This window comes from Rathayibacter sp. AY2B9 (genome assembly GCF_002931595.1).
Lineage (GTDB): Bacteria > Actinomycetota > Actinomycetes > Actinomycetales > Microbacteriaceae > Rathayibacter.
The window spans coordinates 1-16260 of the sequence record NZ_PSUB01000012.1 but is presented as its reverse complement, the minus strand read 5'-3'; the positions used below and the strand labels follow the sequence as shown (position 1 = coordinate 16260).

Sequence of the window (16260 nt, the reverse complement as noted above, 5' to 3'; positions counted from 1 at the left end):
GGAGACGCCGTGCATGCCGCTCCGGCTTCTCAGTCCGGACGCCGCCGGCACGGCCGACGACCAGGAAGGGTGCCGCGCCGCCCCGGTGACCCTCTAGGGTGCGGACATGCCCCGCTCCATGGCCGACCTCTCCTTCCGCCGCGCCCAGTGGGAGCAGCGCTATGCACCGCACGTGGCTCCCGTGAACCGCTGGGTCGACGAGCTGCGGAACCCCTACGGACGCGGCTGGCTGCCCTACGTCGCTCCCCTGCACGGCGGAGTGGAGGCGCGCGTCCTCAGCGTCCTCCGCGATCCCGGCCCCGCCACCCAGGACGGCGTCGGAAGCGGCTTCCTCTGCACCGAGAACGACGACCCGACGGCGGAGCTCATGGCCGGGCTGATGGACGAGGTGGGCCTCGCCCCCGCCGACCTGCTGCCGTGGAACGCCTACCCCTGGTACATCAACCAGGCGCCGAACGCCGAGCAGCTCGACGCCGGCGTCGAGACCGTCCTGCATCTGCTCGCGCTCGCCCCCGACGTCGAGGTGGTCCTCCTGCAGGGCGGCGACGCCGATCACGGCTGGCGGCGCCTCCTCAGGCGGCACCCGGCGATCGAGCGCGAGCGCGGCCTCACGGTGATCCGCACCTTCCACCCGTCGCGACAGGCACTCTGGGCACGAGATCCCGCCGAGCGGGAGGCGCGCTCCGCCCGACGTCGCGAGGCCTTCGCCGAGGTCGCCGCAGCGCTCCGGTGAGCGGCCCGCAGCCTCACGACGAGGCCCGGAAACGACGGAAGCCCTGACGACGACCAGTGGTCTCATCAGGGCTTTCCGTCGGGCTGACAGGATTTGAACCTGCGACCCCTTGACCCCCAGTCAAGTGCGCTACCAAGCTGCGCCACAGCCCGTGGCAGACCGGGCCGAGGCCCGGGCAACTCGACTACCTTAGCGGATGCCGACGCCGGAAGTGAAAACGAGCGGGCCCCGTAGACTCGCTGCGCGGAACGCGTCGGCACGGGTCGACGCGCCGTCGGCAGCTCGGGAGGCGTCAGCAGTGGATGCGCGGCAGAAGCGATCACAGGTGGCCCTGCACCGGGCCATCATCGAACTCGCGACCGGCCGCGACGTCGCCACCCTCACCGTCTCCGAGATCACGGATCTCGCCGGCGTGAACCGCTCCACCTTCTACGCCCACGCCTCCTCCGCCGCAGAACTGCTCTGCGCCGCCCTGCGGGACGAGCTCGACGCGATCCGCGAGGGCTACCTGCAGCAGCTCCGGAGCGGCGCCGCGACCGACGCCAGCATCCGCGAGGGCACCTCCCGCGTCCTCGGCCACCTGGACGGCCACCGCGACCTCTACCTCCGCGCCTTCGACGCCCCCGGCGGCGACTCGGGCCTCCGCGCGATGCTCGCGGGGCACTTCCGCACCGCCGTCTCCGCGACGCTCGACACCGGGATCCTCGACGTCCCGGCCGCGGACGCACCGCTCGGGTTCCTCGAGAACGCGACGGCCTCGTTCCTCGCGGCGGGCTCCGTCGGCCTGATGGAGCAGTGGCTCCGCCTGCCCGCGCCCCGCGATCCCGGCAGCTACCTCGCCGCCTACCGACGGCTCCTGCCGCCGTGGTGGCCCTTCGCCACCGGCGACTGACCGACCTCCCGGCCCTGCCGACGCCCGCTCGGAGAGACGACCGCCCGGTTCGAGGGAAGCCGCTGGGCCTCCGGCAGCGCCGCGCCGCCCGTCACTCCCGCTCGAGACGAGTGCGATCTGCTCGACCGAGACGCACCGGAGCGGCATCCGCCCCCGCGACTCGACGACCGCTCCTCCCGGAGACGCGGACGGCCCGCGGGAGGAGCTCCCACGGGCCGGACACGGTGCGGCTGCGCTCAGCGCGCGCGCTTCTCGCGGACGCGCATGTTGACGTTCACCGGCGACCCCTGGAAGCCGTAGATCTCGCGCAGGCGGCGCGCGATGTAGCGGCGGTAGCCCGGGTCGAGGAACCCGGTCGTGAAGAGGACGAATGTCGGCGGGCGCGACGAGGCCTGCGTGCCGAAGAGCACGCGGGGCTGCTTGCCTCCGCGGAGGGGGTGCGGGTGCGCCGCGGTGAGCTCGGCGAGGAACGCGTTGAACTTGCCCGTCGGGATGCGCGTGTCCCACGACTCGAGGGCGAGCTCGAGCGCCGGCACGAGCTTCTCGAGGTGGCGGCCGGTGCGGGCCGAGATGTTGACGCGGGGCGCCCACGCCACGTGGGCGAGGTCGGTCTCGATCTCGCGCTCGAGGTAGCGGCGGCGCTCGTCGTCGAGGAGGTCCCACTTGTTGAAGGCGAGCACGAGCGCCCGGCCCGACTCCAGCACCAGGTCGATGATGCGGACGTCCTGCTCCGAGATCGGCTGCGAGACGTCGAGGACGACGACGGCGACCTCGGCCTTCTCGAGCGCGGTCGAGGTGCGCAGCGACGCGTAGAAGTCGGCGCCCTGCTGGAGGTGCACGCGGCGGCGGATGCCCGCGGTGTCGACGAAGCGCCAGACCTTGCCGGCGATCTCGACCTGCTCGTCGACCGGGTCGCGCGTGGTGCCGGCGAGCTCGTTGACGACGACCCGCTCCTCCCCCGCCGCCTTGTTGAGCAGGCTGGACTTGCCGACGTTCGGGCGGCCGAGGATCGCGACGCGGCGCGGTCCGCCGACCTCGCGCTTGGCGACGGCCGACTCCAGAGGGAGCTTCTCGAGCACCGCGTCGAGCAGGTCGGCGACGCCGCGGCCGTGGACGGCCGAGACGGGGCGGGGCTCGCCCAGGCCGAGCGACCACAGCGAGGCGGCGTTCGGCTCCTGGCGGGCGTCGTCCACCTTGTTGGCGGCGAGGAAGACCGGCTTCTTCGTCTTGCGCAGCAGCTTCACGACGTGCTCGTCGGTCGCGGTCGCGCCGACGTTCGCGTCGACGACGAAGATGACGGCGTCGGCGAGGTCGATGGCGATCTCGGCCTGCATGGCGACGGAGGCGTCGATGCCGCGGGCGTCGGGCTCCCAGCCGCCGGTGTCGACGATGGTGAACGCCCGGTCGATCCACTCCGCCTTGTAGGACACGCGGTCGCGCGTGACGCCCGGGGTGTCCTCGACGACGGCCTCGCGGCGGCCGAGGATGCGGTTCACCAGCGCGGACTTGCCGACGTTGGGGCGGCCCACGATCGCCACGACCGGGAGGGCGGGGAGGTAGCGGACCTCGTCCGAGTCCTCCCCGGCGAACTCGAGGAGGTCGAGGTCCTCCTCGTCGAGGTCGTAGTCCTCGAGTCCGCTCCGGAGCGCCTGCGCGCGTGAGGAGGCGAGCTGCTCGTCGAGGTCGCCGAGGCGCTCGACGAGGTCGTCGTCTCCGAAGTTCAGCTCGTCGTCACCGACGTGCGTGTCCTGTGCCATGACCGGCCCTTGCTCTCGAAGTTCGGACCTCGGCGACGACCGCGTCGACGGTCTGCTCGAAGTCGAGATGAGTGGAGTCGAGAAGAGTGACTCCTTCTGCGGCGTTCATGAAGTCGACCACCTGCAAGTCGGCGCGGTCCCTCGACCGCAGCGCCTGACCTGTCGCCTCGGCGGATTCCGTGGTGACCTCGCGCGAACGCCTAGCCATTCTAGCCTCTTCGCTCGCCGTCAGCAGGATCCGGACCGGAGCGGTCGGTGCGACGACCGTCGTGATGTCGCGGCCCTCGACGATGATGCCCTCCCGACGCGTCTCGCCGATGATCCTCCGGAACAGCAGTGTGATCCTCCGACGGACCTCGGGAACCTTCGCCACGGCCGAGACGCGCGCGGTCACCCGGGGCTCGCGGATGGCGGCGGTCACCTCGGTCGGACCGACCCACACCGAGTACGACTCGGGGTCGGTGCCGATGGAGTAGTCGAAGCCGTCGAGCGCGTCGACGACCGCGTCCTGGTCCTCGAAGTCGAGGCCGCGGTCGAGCCCGTGCCAGGCGAGCGCGCGGTAGGCCGCTCCCGTGTCGAGGAACTCGAAGTCGAGGCGGCGGGCGGCAGCCCTCGACACGCTGGACTTGCCGCTGCCGGCCGGGCCGTCGATGGCGACCACGACGGCCTCGCCGAAGTCGCCCTGCTCGGCGGCCTCGGAGCGCGCCTCGCGCTCGGGAGCCGCGCCCCCGTCCTCCGGGATGCTCTGCTGTGCCCGGCGGGCGGGCGTCATCCTGTTCAGGCCGCCCTCCTGCCTGTTCTGCTCGGTGCTCATCCGGCGATCCTCCAGCCGCGTAAGGTCAGTTCTTCGGTCAGCGGCGCGACCGCCTCGGGCACGACCGAGATCTCGGCGAGACCCACTCGACGCCCCTGCGCGTGCTCGAGGCGCACGTCCTCGAGGTTGACGCCCGCCTCGCCGATCTCCACCAGGAGCCGCGCGAGGGTTCCGGGAGAGTCGTCGACGAGGACGATCAGGGTCGAGAAGCGCTGGTCCTGGCCGTGCTTGCCGGGCAGGCGCGCCACTCCGGCGTTGCCCGCGGCCAGGTGCTCGGCGAGCACGCGGCGCGAGCCGGGCGCCTCGAGGTCGCGGAGCGCGTCGGCGACCGCGGCGACGTCGTCGCGGAAGGCGTCGAGCACCGCGACGACGTGCTCGCGGTTCGCGGCCAGGATCTGCATCCAGAGCTCGGGGGCCGATGCCGCCAGGCGCGAGACGTCGCGGACGCCCTGCCCGGCGAGGCGGAGCGCCGCGTTCGGGGCGTCGAGGAGGCGCTGGCCGAGCAGTGACGAGATCACCTGCGGGGCGTGCGAGACGAGGCCGACCGACAGGTCGTGCTCCTCCGGGTCCATCTCGACGATGGTGCCGCCGAGGTCGAGAGCGAGGCCCTCCACCCTTGCGAGCGCGTCGGGCGCGGTCTCGCCGTCGCGGCAGATCACCCAGGGTCTGCCGACGAAGAGGTCTCCCCGCGCGGCGACCGGTCCGCCGCGCTCGCGGCCGGCCATCGGGTGCGAGCCGATGTAGCGGGCGAGGTCGACGCCTCGGGAGCGCAGCTCGCGCAGCGGCTGGGTCTTGACGCTCGCCACGTCGGTGACGACGGCTCCGGGGTGCGCCGCGAGCTCGCGCTCGACGACGCTCGCGGTGACGTCAGGGGGGACGCAGACGACGACGACGGAGGGCCGGTCGTCGGCGGAGGCGGCGCGGCCGGCCCCGTAGTCGATGGCGAGGGAGAGGCTCGCGGGCGAGGCGTCGTCGAGGACGACGTCGATCCCGCGGGAGGCGAGGCCGAGGCCGATGGAGGCGCCGAGCAGTCCGGAGCCGACCACCCGCACCGTCCCGGTCGTCCGCATCGCGGGCGGCGCGGGGTGCAGGAGCTCGTTCACCCCGACAGCCTAGCGATCGGCGCGGCGCTGCTTGTCGGCGCCGGACCGGCGCGGAGGACCGTCGCTCCGCCCGCCGCCGGCGGAGGAGCCGCCGCGATCGGACGACCGTCCCGCCGAGCCGCCGCGGTCGGACGACCGTCCGGACGATCCGCCGCGATCCGAGGATCGCCCGGCCGAGCCGCGCTCCGCCGGGGCGACGTGCTCGCCGCTGTCAGGCCGGGGCCGCCGCGCACCCGCGCTCGCCTTCTTCGAGGGGACCGCGGGAGCGGCCGCCACCGCCTCGCCGCCCTGCCGCGCGATCGTGAGCAGCGCGCCCAGCTCCTCCCGGGTCAGGTCGCGCAGATCGCCCGAGCGCAGGGTGCCCAGGTGCAGCGGCCCGAACTGGCGCCGGACGAGCTCGATCACCGGGTGGCCGACAGCCGCCATCATCCGGCGGACGACCCGGTTGCGACCGGAGTGCAGGGTGATCTCGACGAGCGAGGCGTTCGAGCGGCCCTCCGGCCGGCCGAGGAGACGCGCCTTGTCGGCGGCCACCGGTCCGTCGTCGAGCTCGATCCCGGAGGTCAGCGTCGCGATCGTCTGCGGGAGGACCTGCCCGTGCACCTTCGCGATGTAGGTCTTCGTCACTCCGAACGACGGGTGCGCGAGGACGTGGGCGAGCTCGCCGTCGTTGGTCAGCACCAGCAGTCCCGAGGTCTCGGCGTCGAGGCGCCCGACGTTGAACAGCCGCTCCTCGAAGTTCTTCGTGTAGAGGCTGAGGTCGGTGCGTCCGTTCTCGTCCGCCAGCGAGCTGACGACGCCGATCGGCTTGTTGAGCATGACGTAGCGGCGCGAGGTGTCCAGCTGCACCGCGACCCCGTCGACCTCGATCCGGTCGGTCGCCGGATCGATGCGGCGGCCGAGCTCGTCCGCCACCTCGCCGTTGACGCGGATCCGCCGCGCCACGATCATCTCCTCGACCACTCGTCGGGAGGCGACCCCCGCTGCCGCGAGGACCTTCTGCAGTCGTTCGCCGTCGGGGCCGCTGTCAGGCGCGCTCATCGAATCCGTCTCTTCCGTCGCTCAGTAGGGGGGAGATCTTCGGCAGCTCGTCGAGCGAGGTGAGGCCGAGGTGCACGAGCAGCTGCTCGGTGGTGCCGTAGAGGACCGCGCCCGTCTCGGGGTCGTGGCCGACCTCCGCGATGAGGCCGCGGCCGAGGAGGGTGCGCGCGACGGAGTCGACGTTGACCGCGCGGATCTGCGCGACCTGACCGCGCGAGACCGGCTGCTTGTAGGCGATCACGGCGAGCGTCTCGAGCGCCGCCTGCGAGAGCCGCGTCGGGTTCTGCGTCAGGACGAAGTCCTTGACCACCGGGTCGTACTCGCGGCGCACGTAGATCCGCCAGCCGGCACCGACCTCGCGCAGCTCGAAGCCCCGGCGGATCGCCCCGTCGGCGCCATCGTAGTCGGCGACCAGGCGCTCGATCGACTGGCGGACCACGGCGATCGGCCTCGACAGCGCGGTCGCGAGGGAGGCGAGCGGCTGCGGCTCGTCCGCGACCATCAGGATCGCCTCGATCGCCCGGTCGATCTCGAACGCGACGGTCCCGGGGCCGGCGTCAGGAGTCATAGTCGGCTCCGAGCGCGGCGAGGCTCGCATCGCTCCACTGCTCGGCGACCCAGCGCAGCGTGAGCTCGCCGAGCGGCTCCGGCTGGTCGAACGAGATCGCGGCGTGCCGGTAGAGCTCGAGCACGGCCAGGAAGCGCGCGACGATCACGCCCTTCTCGTCGGCGTCCGCGATCAGCTCGCCGAAGGTGGCCCTCCCGCGGGCGCGCAGCATCGCCACGACGTGCGCGGCCTGCTCCCGGATGCTGATCTGCGGGGCGTGCAGGTGGTCCAGGCCCACCGTCGGCAGCTCGCGCGGAGCGAGGGCGACGGTCGCGAGGGCGGCGAAGTCGGCGGGCGACAGGGTCCAGACGAGCTCCGGCTGCGCGGACCGGTACTCCTCCTCCAGAGGCACGTCCCGCACGTGGCGGGCGGTCTCGATCGCGATCCGCTCGGCGAACCACGACGACACCTGCTTGAAGGCGCGGTACTGCAGGAGCCGAGCGAACAGCAGGTCTCGCGCCTCCAGCAGCGCCGCGTCCTCGGCGTCCACGAGCTCGCCCTGGGGCAGGAGTCCGGCGATCTTCAGGTCGAGGAGCGTCGCGGCGACGACGAGGAACTCCGACGCGCGGTCCAGCCCCTCGAGCGAGTCGATCCCGTGCAGGTACGAGAGGAACTCGTCCGTCACGGCGCTCAGCGCGATCTCGGTGATGTCGACCTGCTGCTTCGCGATGAGGCTCAGCAGGAGGTCGAACGGACCCTCGAAGTTGGTCAGCGCGAGGTGGAACCCGGTGGGAGCGGCGCGCTCCTCGAGGAGGACCTCAGGCGACCGCGCCACGCGAGATCAGCTCCCTGGCGAGCTTGCGGTACGCCTTCGCGGCGTTGTGCTCGGGCGCGAACTGGGTGATCGGGACGCCGGACACGCTGGCGTCCGGGAACTTCACCGTGCGGCCGATCACCGTCTCGAGCACGCTGTCGCCGAAGGCGTCGACCACCCGGTCGAGCACCTCCCGCGAGTGCAGGGTGCGGGAGTCGTACATCGTGGGCAGGATGCCGTCGAGCTCGATCACCGGGTTGAGCCGGTCGCGGACCTTGTCGATCGTCTCGATCAGCAGGGCGACGCCGCGCAGCGCGAAGAACTCGCACTCGAGCGGGATGAGGACGCCGTGGCTCGCGGTGAGCGCGTTGACCGTGAGCAGACCCAGCGAGGGCTGGCAGTCGATCAGGATGACGTCGTAGTCCGCGCTCACCTTGCGGAGCACGCGAGCGAGGATCTGCTCGCGCGCGACCTCGTTGACGAGATGGACCTCGGCGGCGGAGAGGTCGATGTTGGCCGGGATGACGTCCAGGCCCGGCACGCGGGTCCTCCGGATCGCCTCGGCCGGGTCCTTCACGGTGCCGAGGAGCAGGTCGTAGATCGTGATGGCGTCGTAGGTCGTGACCCCGAGGCCGGCCGAGAGGGCGCCCTGCGGGTCGAAGTCGATGGCCAGCACGCGGCGGCCGTACTCGGCGAGGGTCGCGCCCAGGTTGATGGTCGTCGTCGTCTTGCCGACGCCGCCCTTCTGGTTGCAGAGCGAGATGATCCGAGCGGGGCCGTGACCGGTGAGCTCCACCGGCAGCGGGAAGTCGCGCAGGGGGCGGCCGGTCGGGCCGAGCGTCGGGGCTTCGAGACCGGTGAGCTCGGCCTTGTCGTCCGTCTTGCGTGTCACCTGCGTCGTCCTCGCTTCCGTGGCGGCGTGCGCTCCCGCGCGGCCTCCGACGAGTGTACCGGCGCCCCGCTCCCCGGCCGCCGCGCCCCGCCGCGCGGGGCCGCGGCTCTAGCGCCGCGCTCGCGGGTGCGCGGACGTGTAGACGTCCCGGAGCGTGTCCGCCGTCACCAGCGTGTAGATCTGCGTCGTCGCCACCGAGGCGTGCCCGAGGAGCTCCTGCACCACGCGGACGTCGGCACCGCCCGCGAGCAGGTGGGTCGCGAAGGAGTGCCGGAAGGTGTGCGGCGAGATCTCCCGGTCCAGCCCGGCCTTCTCGGCGACGGCGCGGATGACCAGCCAGGCGCTCTGCCGCGACAGGCGGCTCCCGCGGACCCCCAGGAAGAGCGCCGGCGTCGCGCGCCCCCTCCGCGAGAGCTCGGGCCGCGCACGCACGAGGTACTCGTAGACCGCCTCGCGGGCGAAGCGGCCGAGCGGCACCATCCGCTGCTTGGACCCCTTGCCCGTCAGCCGCACCACCTCCGCGGCGACCACGTCGTCGACGTTCAGGTCCACCGCCTCCGAGATGCGCGCGCCCGTCGCGTAGAGCAGCTCCAGCAGGGCCCGGTCCCGCAGGTCCGCGAGCTCCTCGCCGCGCGCCGCGTCGAGCAGCGCCGCCATCTGCTCGACCGTGACCGCCTTCGGCAGGGTCATCGGGATCTTCGGCGGCACCACGTCCCGGGCAACGTCGTCCGCGACGACCCCCTCCTCGAGGGCGAAGCGGTGCAGCCCTCGGACGCTCGAGAGGATCCGTGCGCGCGAGCTCGCCGCGAGCGGCCGCTCCGGGCGTGCGGCCAGCCAGGAGGAGAACTCCCCCACGTCGACCCGTCCGAGCTGCGCCAGATCGACGGTCCCGCGCTCCTCGAGCCAGCCGAGGTAGAGCTCCAGGTCGCGCCGGTAGGCCGCGAGCGTGTGCGCCGAGAGCCCGCGCTCCACGCTCGCCTGCCGGAGGTACGCCTCGGCGCAGGCGCGGGGACTCACCCCCGGGGGTGGCGGACCCGCGGGTGGCGCGTCCACGGCGAGGACGCGTCGCCCAGCCCGTCCCAGCCGCGCGAGCGGAACGCGTGCGCCGCGAGCACCGCGATCGTCAGCGAGGGGTTCTGCACCCGGCGGGCGAGGACCGCCTCGACCGCCTCGTCCAGCGGCACCCACCGCAGCTCCATGTCGGCCTCCTCCGCCTCGCGGTCGAAGGCGGAGCCTGTGGACGAGAGCCCGCGGGCCAGGTAGATCCGGATGACCTCGTCGCTGCCGCCCGGCGAGGTCGCGAACTCCGAGAGCAGGTCCCAGCGCTCGGCCTGCAGGTCCGTCTCCTCGCCCAGCTCCCGCTGAGCGGCGACCAGCGGATCCTCGCCCTCGACGTCGAGCAGGCCGGCCGGGATCTCCCACTCGCGGGTGCGGACCGGGTGCCGGTACTGCTTGATCAGGGCGACGCGGTCCTCGTCGTCGAGGGCCAGCACCGCGACGGCTCCCGTGTGATCGAGGAACTCCCGGCGCAGCTCGCCGCCGCCGTAGCGGAACGTCTCCGCGCGGACGCCCCAGACCATCCCGTCGAAGACGCGCTCACTGGTCAGGACCTCCGGCTCGACGAGCTCGTCCGACAGCGGCTCACTCATCGGCGCCCGCCTCCGATGCCGGGAAGAGGCGCGAGGCCTCCTGGCGCTCGAGGGCGGCGGTCACGAGGCCGCGGAAGAGCGGGTGCGCGGCGTTCGGGCGCGAGCGGAGCTCCGGGTGCGCCTGCGTGCCCACGTAGTAGGGGTGCTTCTCGCGGGGCAGCTCGACGTACTCCACGAGGTGGCCGTCGGGCGAGAGGCCGGAGAACCAGAGCCCCGCCTCGGCGATCCGGTCGCGGTAGCGGTTGTTGACCTCGTAGCGGTGCCGGTGGCGCTCGGCCGCCTCAGGTGCGCCGTACACCTCGGCGACGATCGAGCCCTCGGCGAGCTCGGCCGTGTAGAGGCCGAGGCGCATCGTGCCGCCCATGTCCCCGGACGCGAGGATCTCGACCTGCTCGGCCATCGTCGCGATGACGGGGAACTCCGTCTCCGGGTCGAACTCCGACGACGAGGCCCCCTCGAGGCCGGCCTCGTTGCGGGCGTACTCGATGACCATGCACTGCAGGCCGAGGCAGAGCCCGAGGGTCGGTATCCCGTTCTCCCGCGCGAAGCGCAGCGCGCCGAGCTTGCCCTCGATGCCGCGGATGCCGAAGCCGCCGGGCACGCAGATGCCGTCGAGCTCGGAGAGCGCCTTGGCCGCAGCCTCGGGGTCCTCGAGCCCGTCGGAGGCGATCCAGCGGATGGCGACCTTCGTCTGCTGCGCGAAGCCGCCGGCCCGCAGAGCCTCCGTCACGGAGAGGTAGGCGTCGGGCAGGTCGATGTACTTCCCGACCAGGCCGATGGTGACCTCGTGCTTGGGCTCGTGCACGGCCTCGAGCAGTCGCGACCAGCCGTCCCAGACGACCTCGCCGGCCGGGAGGCCCAGCTGGTCGATGATGTAGGCGTCGAGGCCCTGCTCGTTGAGCATCTGCGGGATCTCGTAGATCGACGCGACGTCCTTGGCGTTGACCACGGCCTGCTCGTCGACGTCGCACATCAGCGCGATCTTGCGCTTGTTCGACTCCGACACGGGCCGGTCGCTCCGCAGCACCAGCGCGTCCGGCTGGATGCCGATCGAGCGCAGCGCCGCGACGGAGTGCTGGGTGGGCTTGGTCTTCTGCTCGCCGGAGGCGCCCATGAAGGGCACCAGCGAGACGTGCACGAAGAAGACGTTGCGGCGGCCGAGCTCGTGGCGGACCTGGCGGGCCGACTCGATGAACGGCTGGCTCTCGATGTCGCCGACGGTGCCGCCGATCTCGGTGATGATGACGTCCGGCTGCGGGTCGTCCTCCGACTGGAGGCGCATGCGCCGCTTAATCTCGTCCGTGATGTGCGGGATGACCTGGACCGTGTCGCCGAGGTACTCGCCGGCGCGCTCCCGCGCGATGACCCGCGAGTAGATCTGGCCGGTCGTGACGTTCGCGGCCTGGTTCAGGTTGATGTCGAGGAAGCGCTCGTAGTGGCCGATGTCGAGATCGGTCTCGGCGCCGTCGTCGGTCACGAAGACCTCGCCGTGCTGGAACGGGTTCATCGTCCCCGGGTCCACGTTGAGGTACGGGTCGAGCTTCTGCATGACGACGCGCAGCCCGCGCGCGGTCAGCAGGTTGCCCAGGCTCGCGGCAGTGAGTCCCTTGCCGAGCGAGGAGACGACACCGCCGGTGACGAAGATGTGCTTCGTGATCTTCGAGGGGGCGTCCTGCCCGGCCGTCGAAGCGTTCCGGGTCGAGGACCCGGAGGAGCCCTCGGGATCCGAGGGAGAAGAAGAGGAAAGGCCCGCGTTCGTAAAGTCCACCACGGGGTTCCACCGTAACAGCAGAACGGCGGCGGCGGACCGCCCCGGACGGATCGATGTCGTCCCGGGCCGCTCGCGATCAGCCCCGCCGACTCGATTCGAGGAGCTCCCGCGCATGAGCGAGAGCGTTGGCGGAGTCGGTGAGCCCCGAGAGCAGGCGCGCCATCTCGGACACCCGCTCCTCGGAGTCGAGCTGCGTCACGGCGCTCGAGGTCACCGCGCCGTCCGAGCCCTTCTCGACGCGGAGGTGGTTCGTGGCGAATGCGGCGACCTGCGCGAGGTGGGTCACCACGATGACCTGCGACGTCTCGGCGAGCCGCGCGAGCCGTCGGCCGATCTCGATCGCCGCCGCTCCGCCGACCCCTGCGTCGACCTCGTCGAAGACGAACGTCGGCACGGGGTCGTTGGCGGCGACCACGACCTCGATCGCGAGCATCACCCGCGAGAGCTCGCCTCCCGAGGCTCCGCGGGCGAGGGGCCGGGGTGCGGCCCCGGTGTGCGGCTGGAGCAGCATCTCGACGGAGTCGCGCCCGTGGACGCTCGGCTCCCCCGCGGCCGTCACCTTCACGTGCAGGCGCGCATCCGCCATGGCCAGCGCGGTGAGCTCGTCGCTGACCCGCTCCCCCAGCTCGGCGGCCGCCGCGGTCCGCAGCTCGGTCAGCCGGGTCGCGAGGCGGTCGACGAGGTCCGCGTCGGCCGCGGTGTCGGCCTCGAGAGCCGCGATCCTCTCGTCGTCGCCGTCGAGCTCGAGCAGGCGGAGTCCGGAGGAGTCCACCAGGTCGAGCACGTCGTCCAGCGTCGGTCCGTAGGTGCGGGCGAGCAGAGACAGCTCCGCCCGCCGGTTCTCGATCAGCTCCAGGTCGTGCGCGCCGTCGAGGTCGAGCTCCGCCAGGTACGAGGAGAGCCCGCCGGCGGCGTCGACGAGGAGCACCGCCGCCTCGCCGAGCGTCTGGACCGTCGGCTGCAGGGCGGCGTCGTGCTCGGCCGCCCGCTCCAGCACGCGCCGCGCCGTCTCGAGGAGCCCGAGCGCGTCCCGCCCGTCCAGCTCCTCGGACGAGATCGCCTCGCGGGCCTCGCCGGCGGCGAGCCGGAGCTGCTCGATGCTCCCGAGCCGGGCGGACTGCGCCGCGAGCTCGACGTCCTCCCCGCGCTGGGGGGCGACCACCTCGATCTCGGCGAGGGCGGAGCGGAGCCGTTCGGCTTCGCGGGCGCGCGTCTCCCGGGCCTCGGTGAGCGAGTCGAGCTCCTCCCGGTTGGCCCGCCAGCGCTCGAAGGCGCTCGCGTAGTCGCGGAGGGCGTCGGCGAGACCGGGTCCGCCGAACCGGTCGAGCGCCTCGCGCTGCGCCGCGGCGGAGCGGAGGCGGATCTGGTCCGACTGCCCGTGCACGACGACCAGCTGATCGGCGAGCTCGCTCAGCACGCTGACCGGTGCGCTCCGGCCGCCGACGACGGCTCGCCCGCGTCCCTCCGCCGAGACCGAGCGCGCGAGGAGCAGCTCCGGGCCGTCGAGATCACCGCCGGCGTCGTGGACCCGCTCGGCGACCGGGCCCTGCTCTGGGACCAGCCAGCGCCCCGACACCCAGGCCTGCTTCGCTCCCGAGCGCACCGCGGACGCGTCAGAGCGCGCGCCCAGCACGAGGCCGAGCGCCGTGACCACCATCGTCTTGCCGGCGCCGGTCTCGCCGGTGACCGCGGTGAAGCCCGGTCCGAGCGGGAGCGTCGCCTCGGCGATCACTCCGAGGTCGCGGATCTGCAGCTCTTCGAGCATCGGGCCTTACTCCGTCTCCGCCGACCCCCGCCATCCGCGGATGGGGAGACCGAACTTGTGCACGAGTCGATCGGTGAAGGGGGCGTCGTGGAGGCGCGCGAAGCGCACCGGCACGGGCGAGCGCCGGTAGACGACGCGCGCTCCCGGCGGCAGCTCGTAGGCGCGCCGGCCGTCGGCCCAGAGGACGCCGACGCCGTCGGTCCTCTCCTTGACCTCGACGGCGAGGCTCGACGACGGGCCCACGACGAGGGGCCGCGCGAAGAGAGCATGGGCACTGAGCGGAACGAGGAGCATCGCCTCGACGGTCGGCCACACGACGGGGCCGCCCCCGGAGAAGGCGTAAGCGGTGGAACCGGTCGGAGTGGACACGACGATGCCGTCGCAGCCGAAGCTCGACAGCGGACGTCCGTCGACGCCCACCATGACCTCGAGCATCCGCTCGCGGCTGCCCTTCTCGACCGTGGCCTCGTTGAGCGCCCAGGTCTCGTAGACGACGGCCTCGTCGATCTTGACGCGCACCTGCAGGGTCATCCGCTCCTCGACCGCGTAGTCGCCGTCGAGCGCACGGGCGACCGCGTCGTCGAGATCGTCCCGCTCGCTCTCGGCGAGGAACCCGACGTGGCCGAGGTTCACGCCGAGCAGAGGGGCCGTCCCCGACCGGACGATCTCCGCTGCGCGGAGGATGGTGCCGTCCCCGCCGAGCACGAACACGAGCTCGATGGACTCGAGCGGCACGTCGGACCCGAGCACGGCGACGTCGCTCAGATCCGGAGCGACCGCGACGATGTCGCCCTTGTCGTCGGCGCAGAGGACGGGGTGGGCGCCGGAGTTCCGGAGACGCTCGACGACGAGGACCGCCGCATCGAGGGAGTCCGTCCGTCCGGTGTGGGCGACGACGAGGATGTTGCGCTCGTCACGAGGGGACTGCATCGAGGGTGTGTCCTTCTGGTCGGTCGACAGCGGCGGACACGATCGCGTCATCCGGTGGTGAGCGCGGTGACCGCGTCCCTCCATTCTGTCGGAATCGTTCCGCGGTCGCGGTGGAGGTGCGCCAGATACTCGCGATTCCCAGCGCCCCCCGGGAGTGGCGACTCGGCCAGCCCGACGACGCCGAGCCCCAGGTCCCACGCCGACCACAGGACGTCCGAGAGGGCCTCGCGACGCAGCTCCGGATCCCGGACGATCCCCTCCCGCACTCCCAAGCGGCCGACCTCGAACTGCGGCTTCACCAGCACCACGAAGTCGGCGAGCGGATCCACGGAGGCGGCGACCGGAGGCAGAACCATCCGCAGGGAGATGAAGGACACGTCGGACACGACCAGGTCCGGCACGATCTCGGTCCTGGCGGCTTCGGCGAGCCGGGCGGCGGTGAGATCCCGCGCATTGAACCCCTCCACCACGTGGACGCGATCGTCGGACCGGATCCGGGGAGCGAGCTGCGCGTGCCCCACGTCGAGGGCGATCACCGAGGCGGCGCCGCGCTCGAGCAGGACCTGCGAGAACCCGCCCGTCGACGCCCCGACGTCGAGAGCGTTCCGGCCGGCGACTCGCACCGTCGCGAAGGTGTCGAGGGCGGCGAGCAGCTTGTGGGCGGCCCGGCTGACGTAGTGGTCGAGGCCGGCGACCGCGACGTCCTGATCGTCGCGGACGCGGATCGAGGGCTTCAGTGCAGGGACGCCGTCCACCGTCACCAGACCGTCGGCGATCATCCGAGCGGCATGGGTGCGGGACCGGGCGATGCCCCGTTCCGCGAGAGCCGAGTCGAGTCGCGAGTCGTCGGTCATCGGTCGCGGTCCGCGTTCTCGAGTCGGATGCGCAGCTGCTCCTGCAGCTGGACGTATCCGGCTGCCCTTTTGTCGAGCGGAGTCTGCTCGATCCGGAGGAGCTCGTCTGACAGGACGTGTTCCTCCACGGGGTCGAAGCCGTTCTGGAGCGGCCTCGATTCCGGAGAGGGCGTCGGGTCGTGCTGAGTCATCGCTGCTCCTCGTTACGGAGTCGGGCGACGACGGTCATCGTCGCTCCGGCCGGCCCTGTTCGTCCTCGAACAGAGACCGACCGGTTAAACAGCGATGGCCACCCATCTCTGGGTGGCCATCGTGAATGGTGTCCGGCGGTGTCCTACTCTCCCACAGGGTCCCCCCTGCAGTACCATCGGCGCTGAGAGTCTTAGCTTCCGGGTTCGGAATGTGACCGGGCGTTTCCCTCTCGCTATGGCCGCCGTAACCCTGGCGACACACGCACCCGAGGGCACGTGGTCAAATCTGGGTTACACGCCGTGCGTGTATTCAATTGTTCCGCTCCTCCCGAAGGAGGATGCGGGGTGCCCGTCTTCTGGGAACCACAAAGTGGACGCAAGCAATCTCTGGCCACTCCTACCAGCCTCTACAACGGTATGAGTGTAGTGATTATCAAGTTATCGGCTTATTAGTACCGGTCAGCTCCGACAGTCTTTAGTCCTGTCTTCCACATCCGGCCTATCAAC

The 16260-nt window shown here is 72.1% G+C and carries 15 protein-coding genes, 1 tRNA gene, 1 rRNA gene and 1 pseudogene; 2 read left to right on the top strand and 16 right to left on the bottom strand.

Annotated features, from left to right (window positions below; all coding sequences use genetic code 11):
* Positions 1 to 106 precede the first annotated feature (106 nt).
* Positions 107 to 733 (top strand): uracil-DNA glycosylase, encoded by a 627-nt coding sequence (locus tag C5C25_RS16865; RefSeq protein WP_104250724.1) that lies wholly within the window; start codon positions 107 to 109, stop codon positions 731 to 733.
* A gap of 78 nt (positions 734 to 811) precedes the next feature.
* Here the strand turns inward: C5C25_RS16865 and C5C25_RS11835 are convergent.
* Positions 812 to 885 (bottom strand) — tRNA-Pro (locus C5C25_RS11835).
* Between the two features lie 173 nt (positions 886 to 1058).
* Here C5C25_RS11835 and C5C25_RS11830 point away from each other — a divergent pair.
* Positions 1059 to 1625, top strand: coding sequence for a TetR/AcrR family transcriptional regulator (locus tag C5C25_RS11830; RefSeq protein ID WP_104250723.1), 567 nt, complete (start codon positions 1059 to 1061; stop codon positions 1623 to 1625).
* Between the two features lie 236 nt (positions 1626 to 1861).
* On the opposite strand, the gene der is transcribed toward C5C25_RS11830, so the two are convergent.
* The 15 genes and pseudogenes from der to rrf form a co-directional block, all read right to left on the bottom strand.
* A complete protein-coding gene (gene der, locus C5C25_RS11825; protein WP_104222506.1) occupies positions 1862 to 3382 on the bottom strand; it encodes a ribosome biogenesis GTPase Der in 1521 nt (506 codons plus the stop codon).
* Positions 3357 to 4196 (bottom strand): (d)CMP kinase, encoded by an 840-nt coding sequence (cmk, locus tag C5C25_RS11820; protein ID WP_258069403.1) that lies wholly within the window; start codon positions 4194 to 4196, stop codon positions 3357 to 3359. Before cmk ends, der begins: the two co-directional genes overlap by 26 nt.
* Positions 4193 to 5266, bottom strand: a complete 1074-nt coding sequence (locus C5C25_RS11815) for a prephenate dehydrogenase (protein WP_104233408.1) — start codon at positions 5264 to 5266, stop codon at positions 4193 to 4195. The genes cmk and C5C25_RS11815 overlap by 4 nt, the downstream gene beginning before the upstream one ends.
* Before the next feature lie 315 nt (positions 5267 to 5581).
* Positions 5582 to 6340 (bottom strand): annotated as a pseudogene (locus tag C5C25_RS11810) (pseudouridine synthase); the annotation flags it as partial.
* Positions 6327 to 6908 (bottom strand): SMC-Scp complex subunit ScpB, encoded by a 582-nt coding sequence (scpB, locus tag C5C25_RS11805; RefSeq protein ID WP_104238575.1) that lies wholly within the window; start codon positions 6906 to 6908, stop codon positions 6327 to 6329. The gene scpB and the pseudogene C5C25_RS11810, both read right to left, overlap by 14 nt.
* On the bottom strand, positions 6898 to 7722 hold the full coding sequence (locus C5C25_RS11800) for a ScpA family protein (protein ID WP_104250721.1): 825 nt from the start codon (positions 7720 to 7722) through the stop codon (positions 6898 to 6900). Before C5C25_RS11800 ends, scpB begins: the two co-directional genes overlap by 11 nt.
* On the bottom strand, positions 7706 to 8593 hold the full coding sequence (locus C5C25_RS11795) for a ParA family protein (protein ID WP_104222502.1): 888 nt from the start codon (positions 8591 to 8593) through the stop codon (positions 7706 to 7708). The genes C5C25_RS11800 and C5C25_RS11795 overlap by 17 nt, the downstream gene beginning before the upstream one ends.
* A 108-nt stretch (positions 8594 to 8701) precedes the next feature.
* The gene (gene xerD, locus C5C25_RS11790; RefSeq protein ID WP_104250720.1) at positions 8702 to 9610 is read right to left on the bottom strand and encodes a site-specific tyrosine recombinase XerD; all 909 of its coding nucleotides are present in this window, start codon (positions 9608 to 9610) and stop codon (positions 8702 to 8704) included.
* The gene (locus C5C25_RS11785; protein ID WP_104250719.1) at positions 9607 to 10242 is read right to left on the bottom strand and encodes an NUDIX hydrolase; all 636 of its coding nucleotides are present in this window, start codon (positions 10240 to 10242) and stop codon (positions 9607 to 9609) included. The genes xerD and C5C25_RS11785 overlap by 4 nt, the downstream gene beginning before the upstream one ends.
* Positions 10235 to 11899, bottom strand: a complete 1665-nt coding sequence (locus C5C25_RS11780) for a CTP synthase (RefSeq protein ID WP_104222604.1) — start codon at positions 11897 to 11899, stop codon at positions 10235 to 10237. The genes C5C25_RS11785 and C5C25_RS11780 overlap by 8 nt, the downstream gene beginning before the upstream one ends.
* Before the next feature lie 190 nt (positions 11900 to 12089).
* Complete coding sequence (gene recN, locus C5C25_RS11775) at positions 12090 to 13778, bottom strand: DNA repair protein RecN (RefSeq protein WP_104250718.1); 1689 nt, start codon at positions 13776 to 13778, stop codon at positions 12090 to 12092.
* Between the two features lie 6 nt (positions 13779 to 13784).
* Positions 13785 to 14708 (bottom strand): NAD kinase, encoded by a 924-nt coding sequence (locus C5C25_RS11770; RefSeq protein ID WP_104222498.1) that lies wholly within the window; start codon positions 14706 to 14708, stop codon positions 13785 to 13787.
* A gap of 47 nt (positions 14709 to 14755) precedes the next feature.
* Complete coding sequence (locus C5C25_RS11765; protein ID WP_104250717.1) at positions 14756 to 15562, bottom strand: TlyA family RNA methyltransferase; 807 nt, start codon at positions 15560 to 15562, stop codon at positions 14756 to 14758.
* On the bottom strand, positions 15559 to 15753 hold the full coding sequence (locus C5C25_RS11760; RefSeq protein WP_104250716.1) for a hypothetical protein: 195 nt from the start codon (positions 15751 to 15753) through the stop codon (positions 15559 to 15561). The genes C5C25_RS11765 and C5C25_RS11760 overlap by 4 nt, the downstream gene beginning before the upstream one ends.
* Positions 15754 to 15883: 130 nt before the next feature.
* Positions 15884 to 16000, bottom strand: a 5S ribosomal RNA gene (gene rrf / locus C5C25_RS11755).
* Between the last annotated feature and the right edge of the window lie 260 nt (positions 16001 to 16260).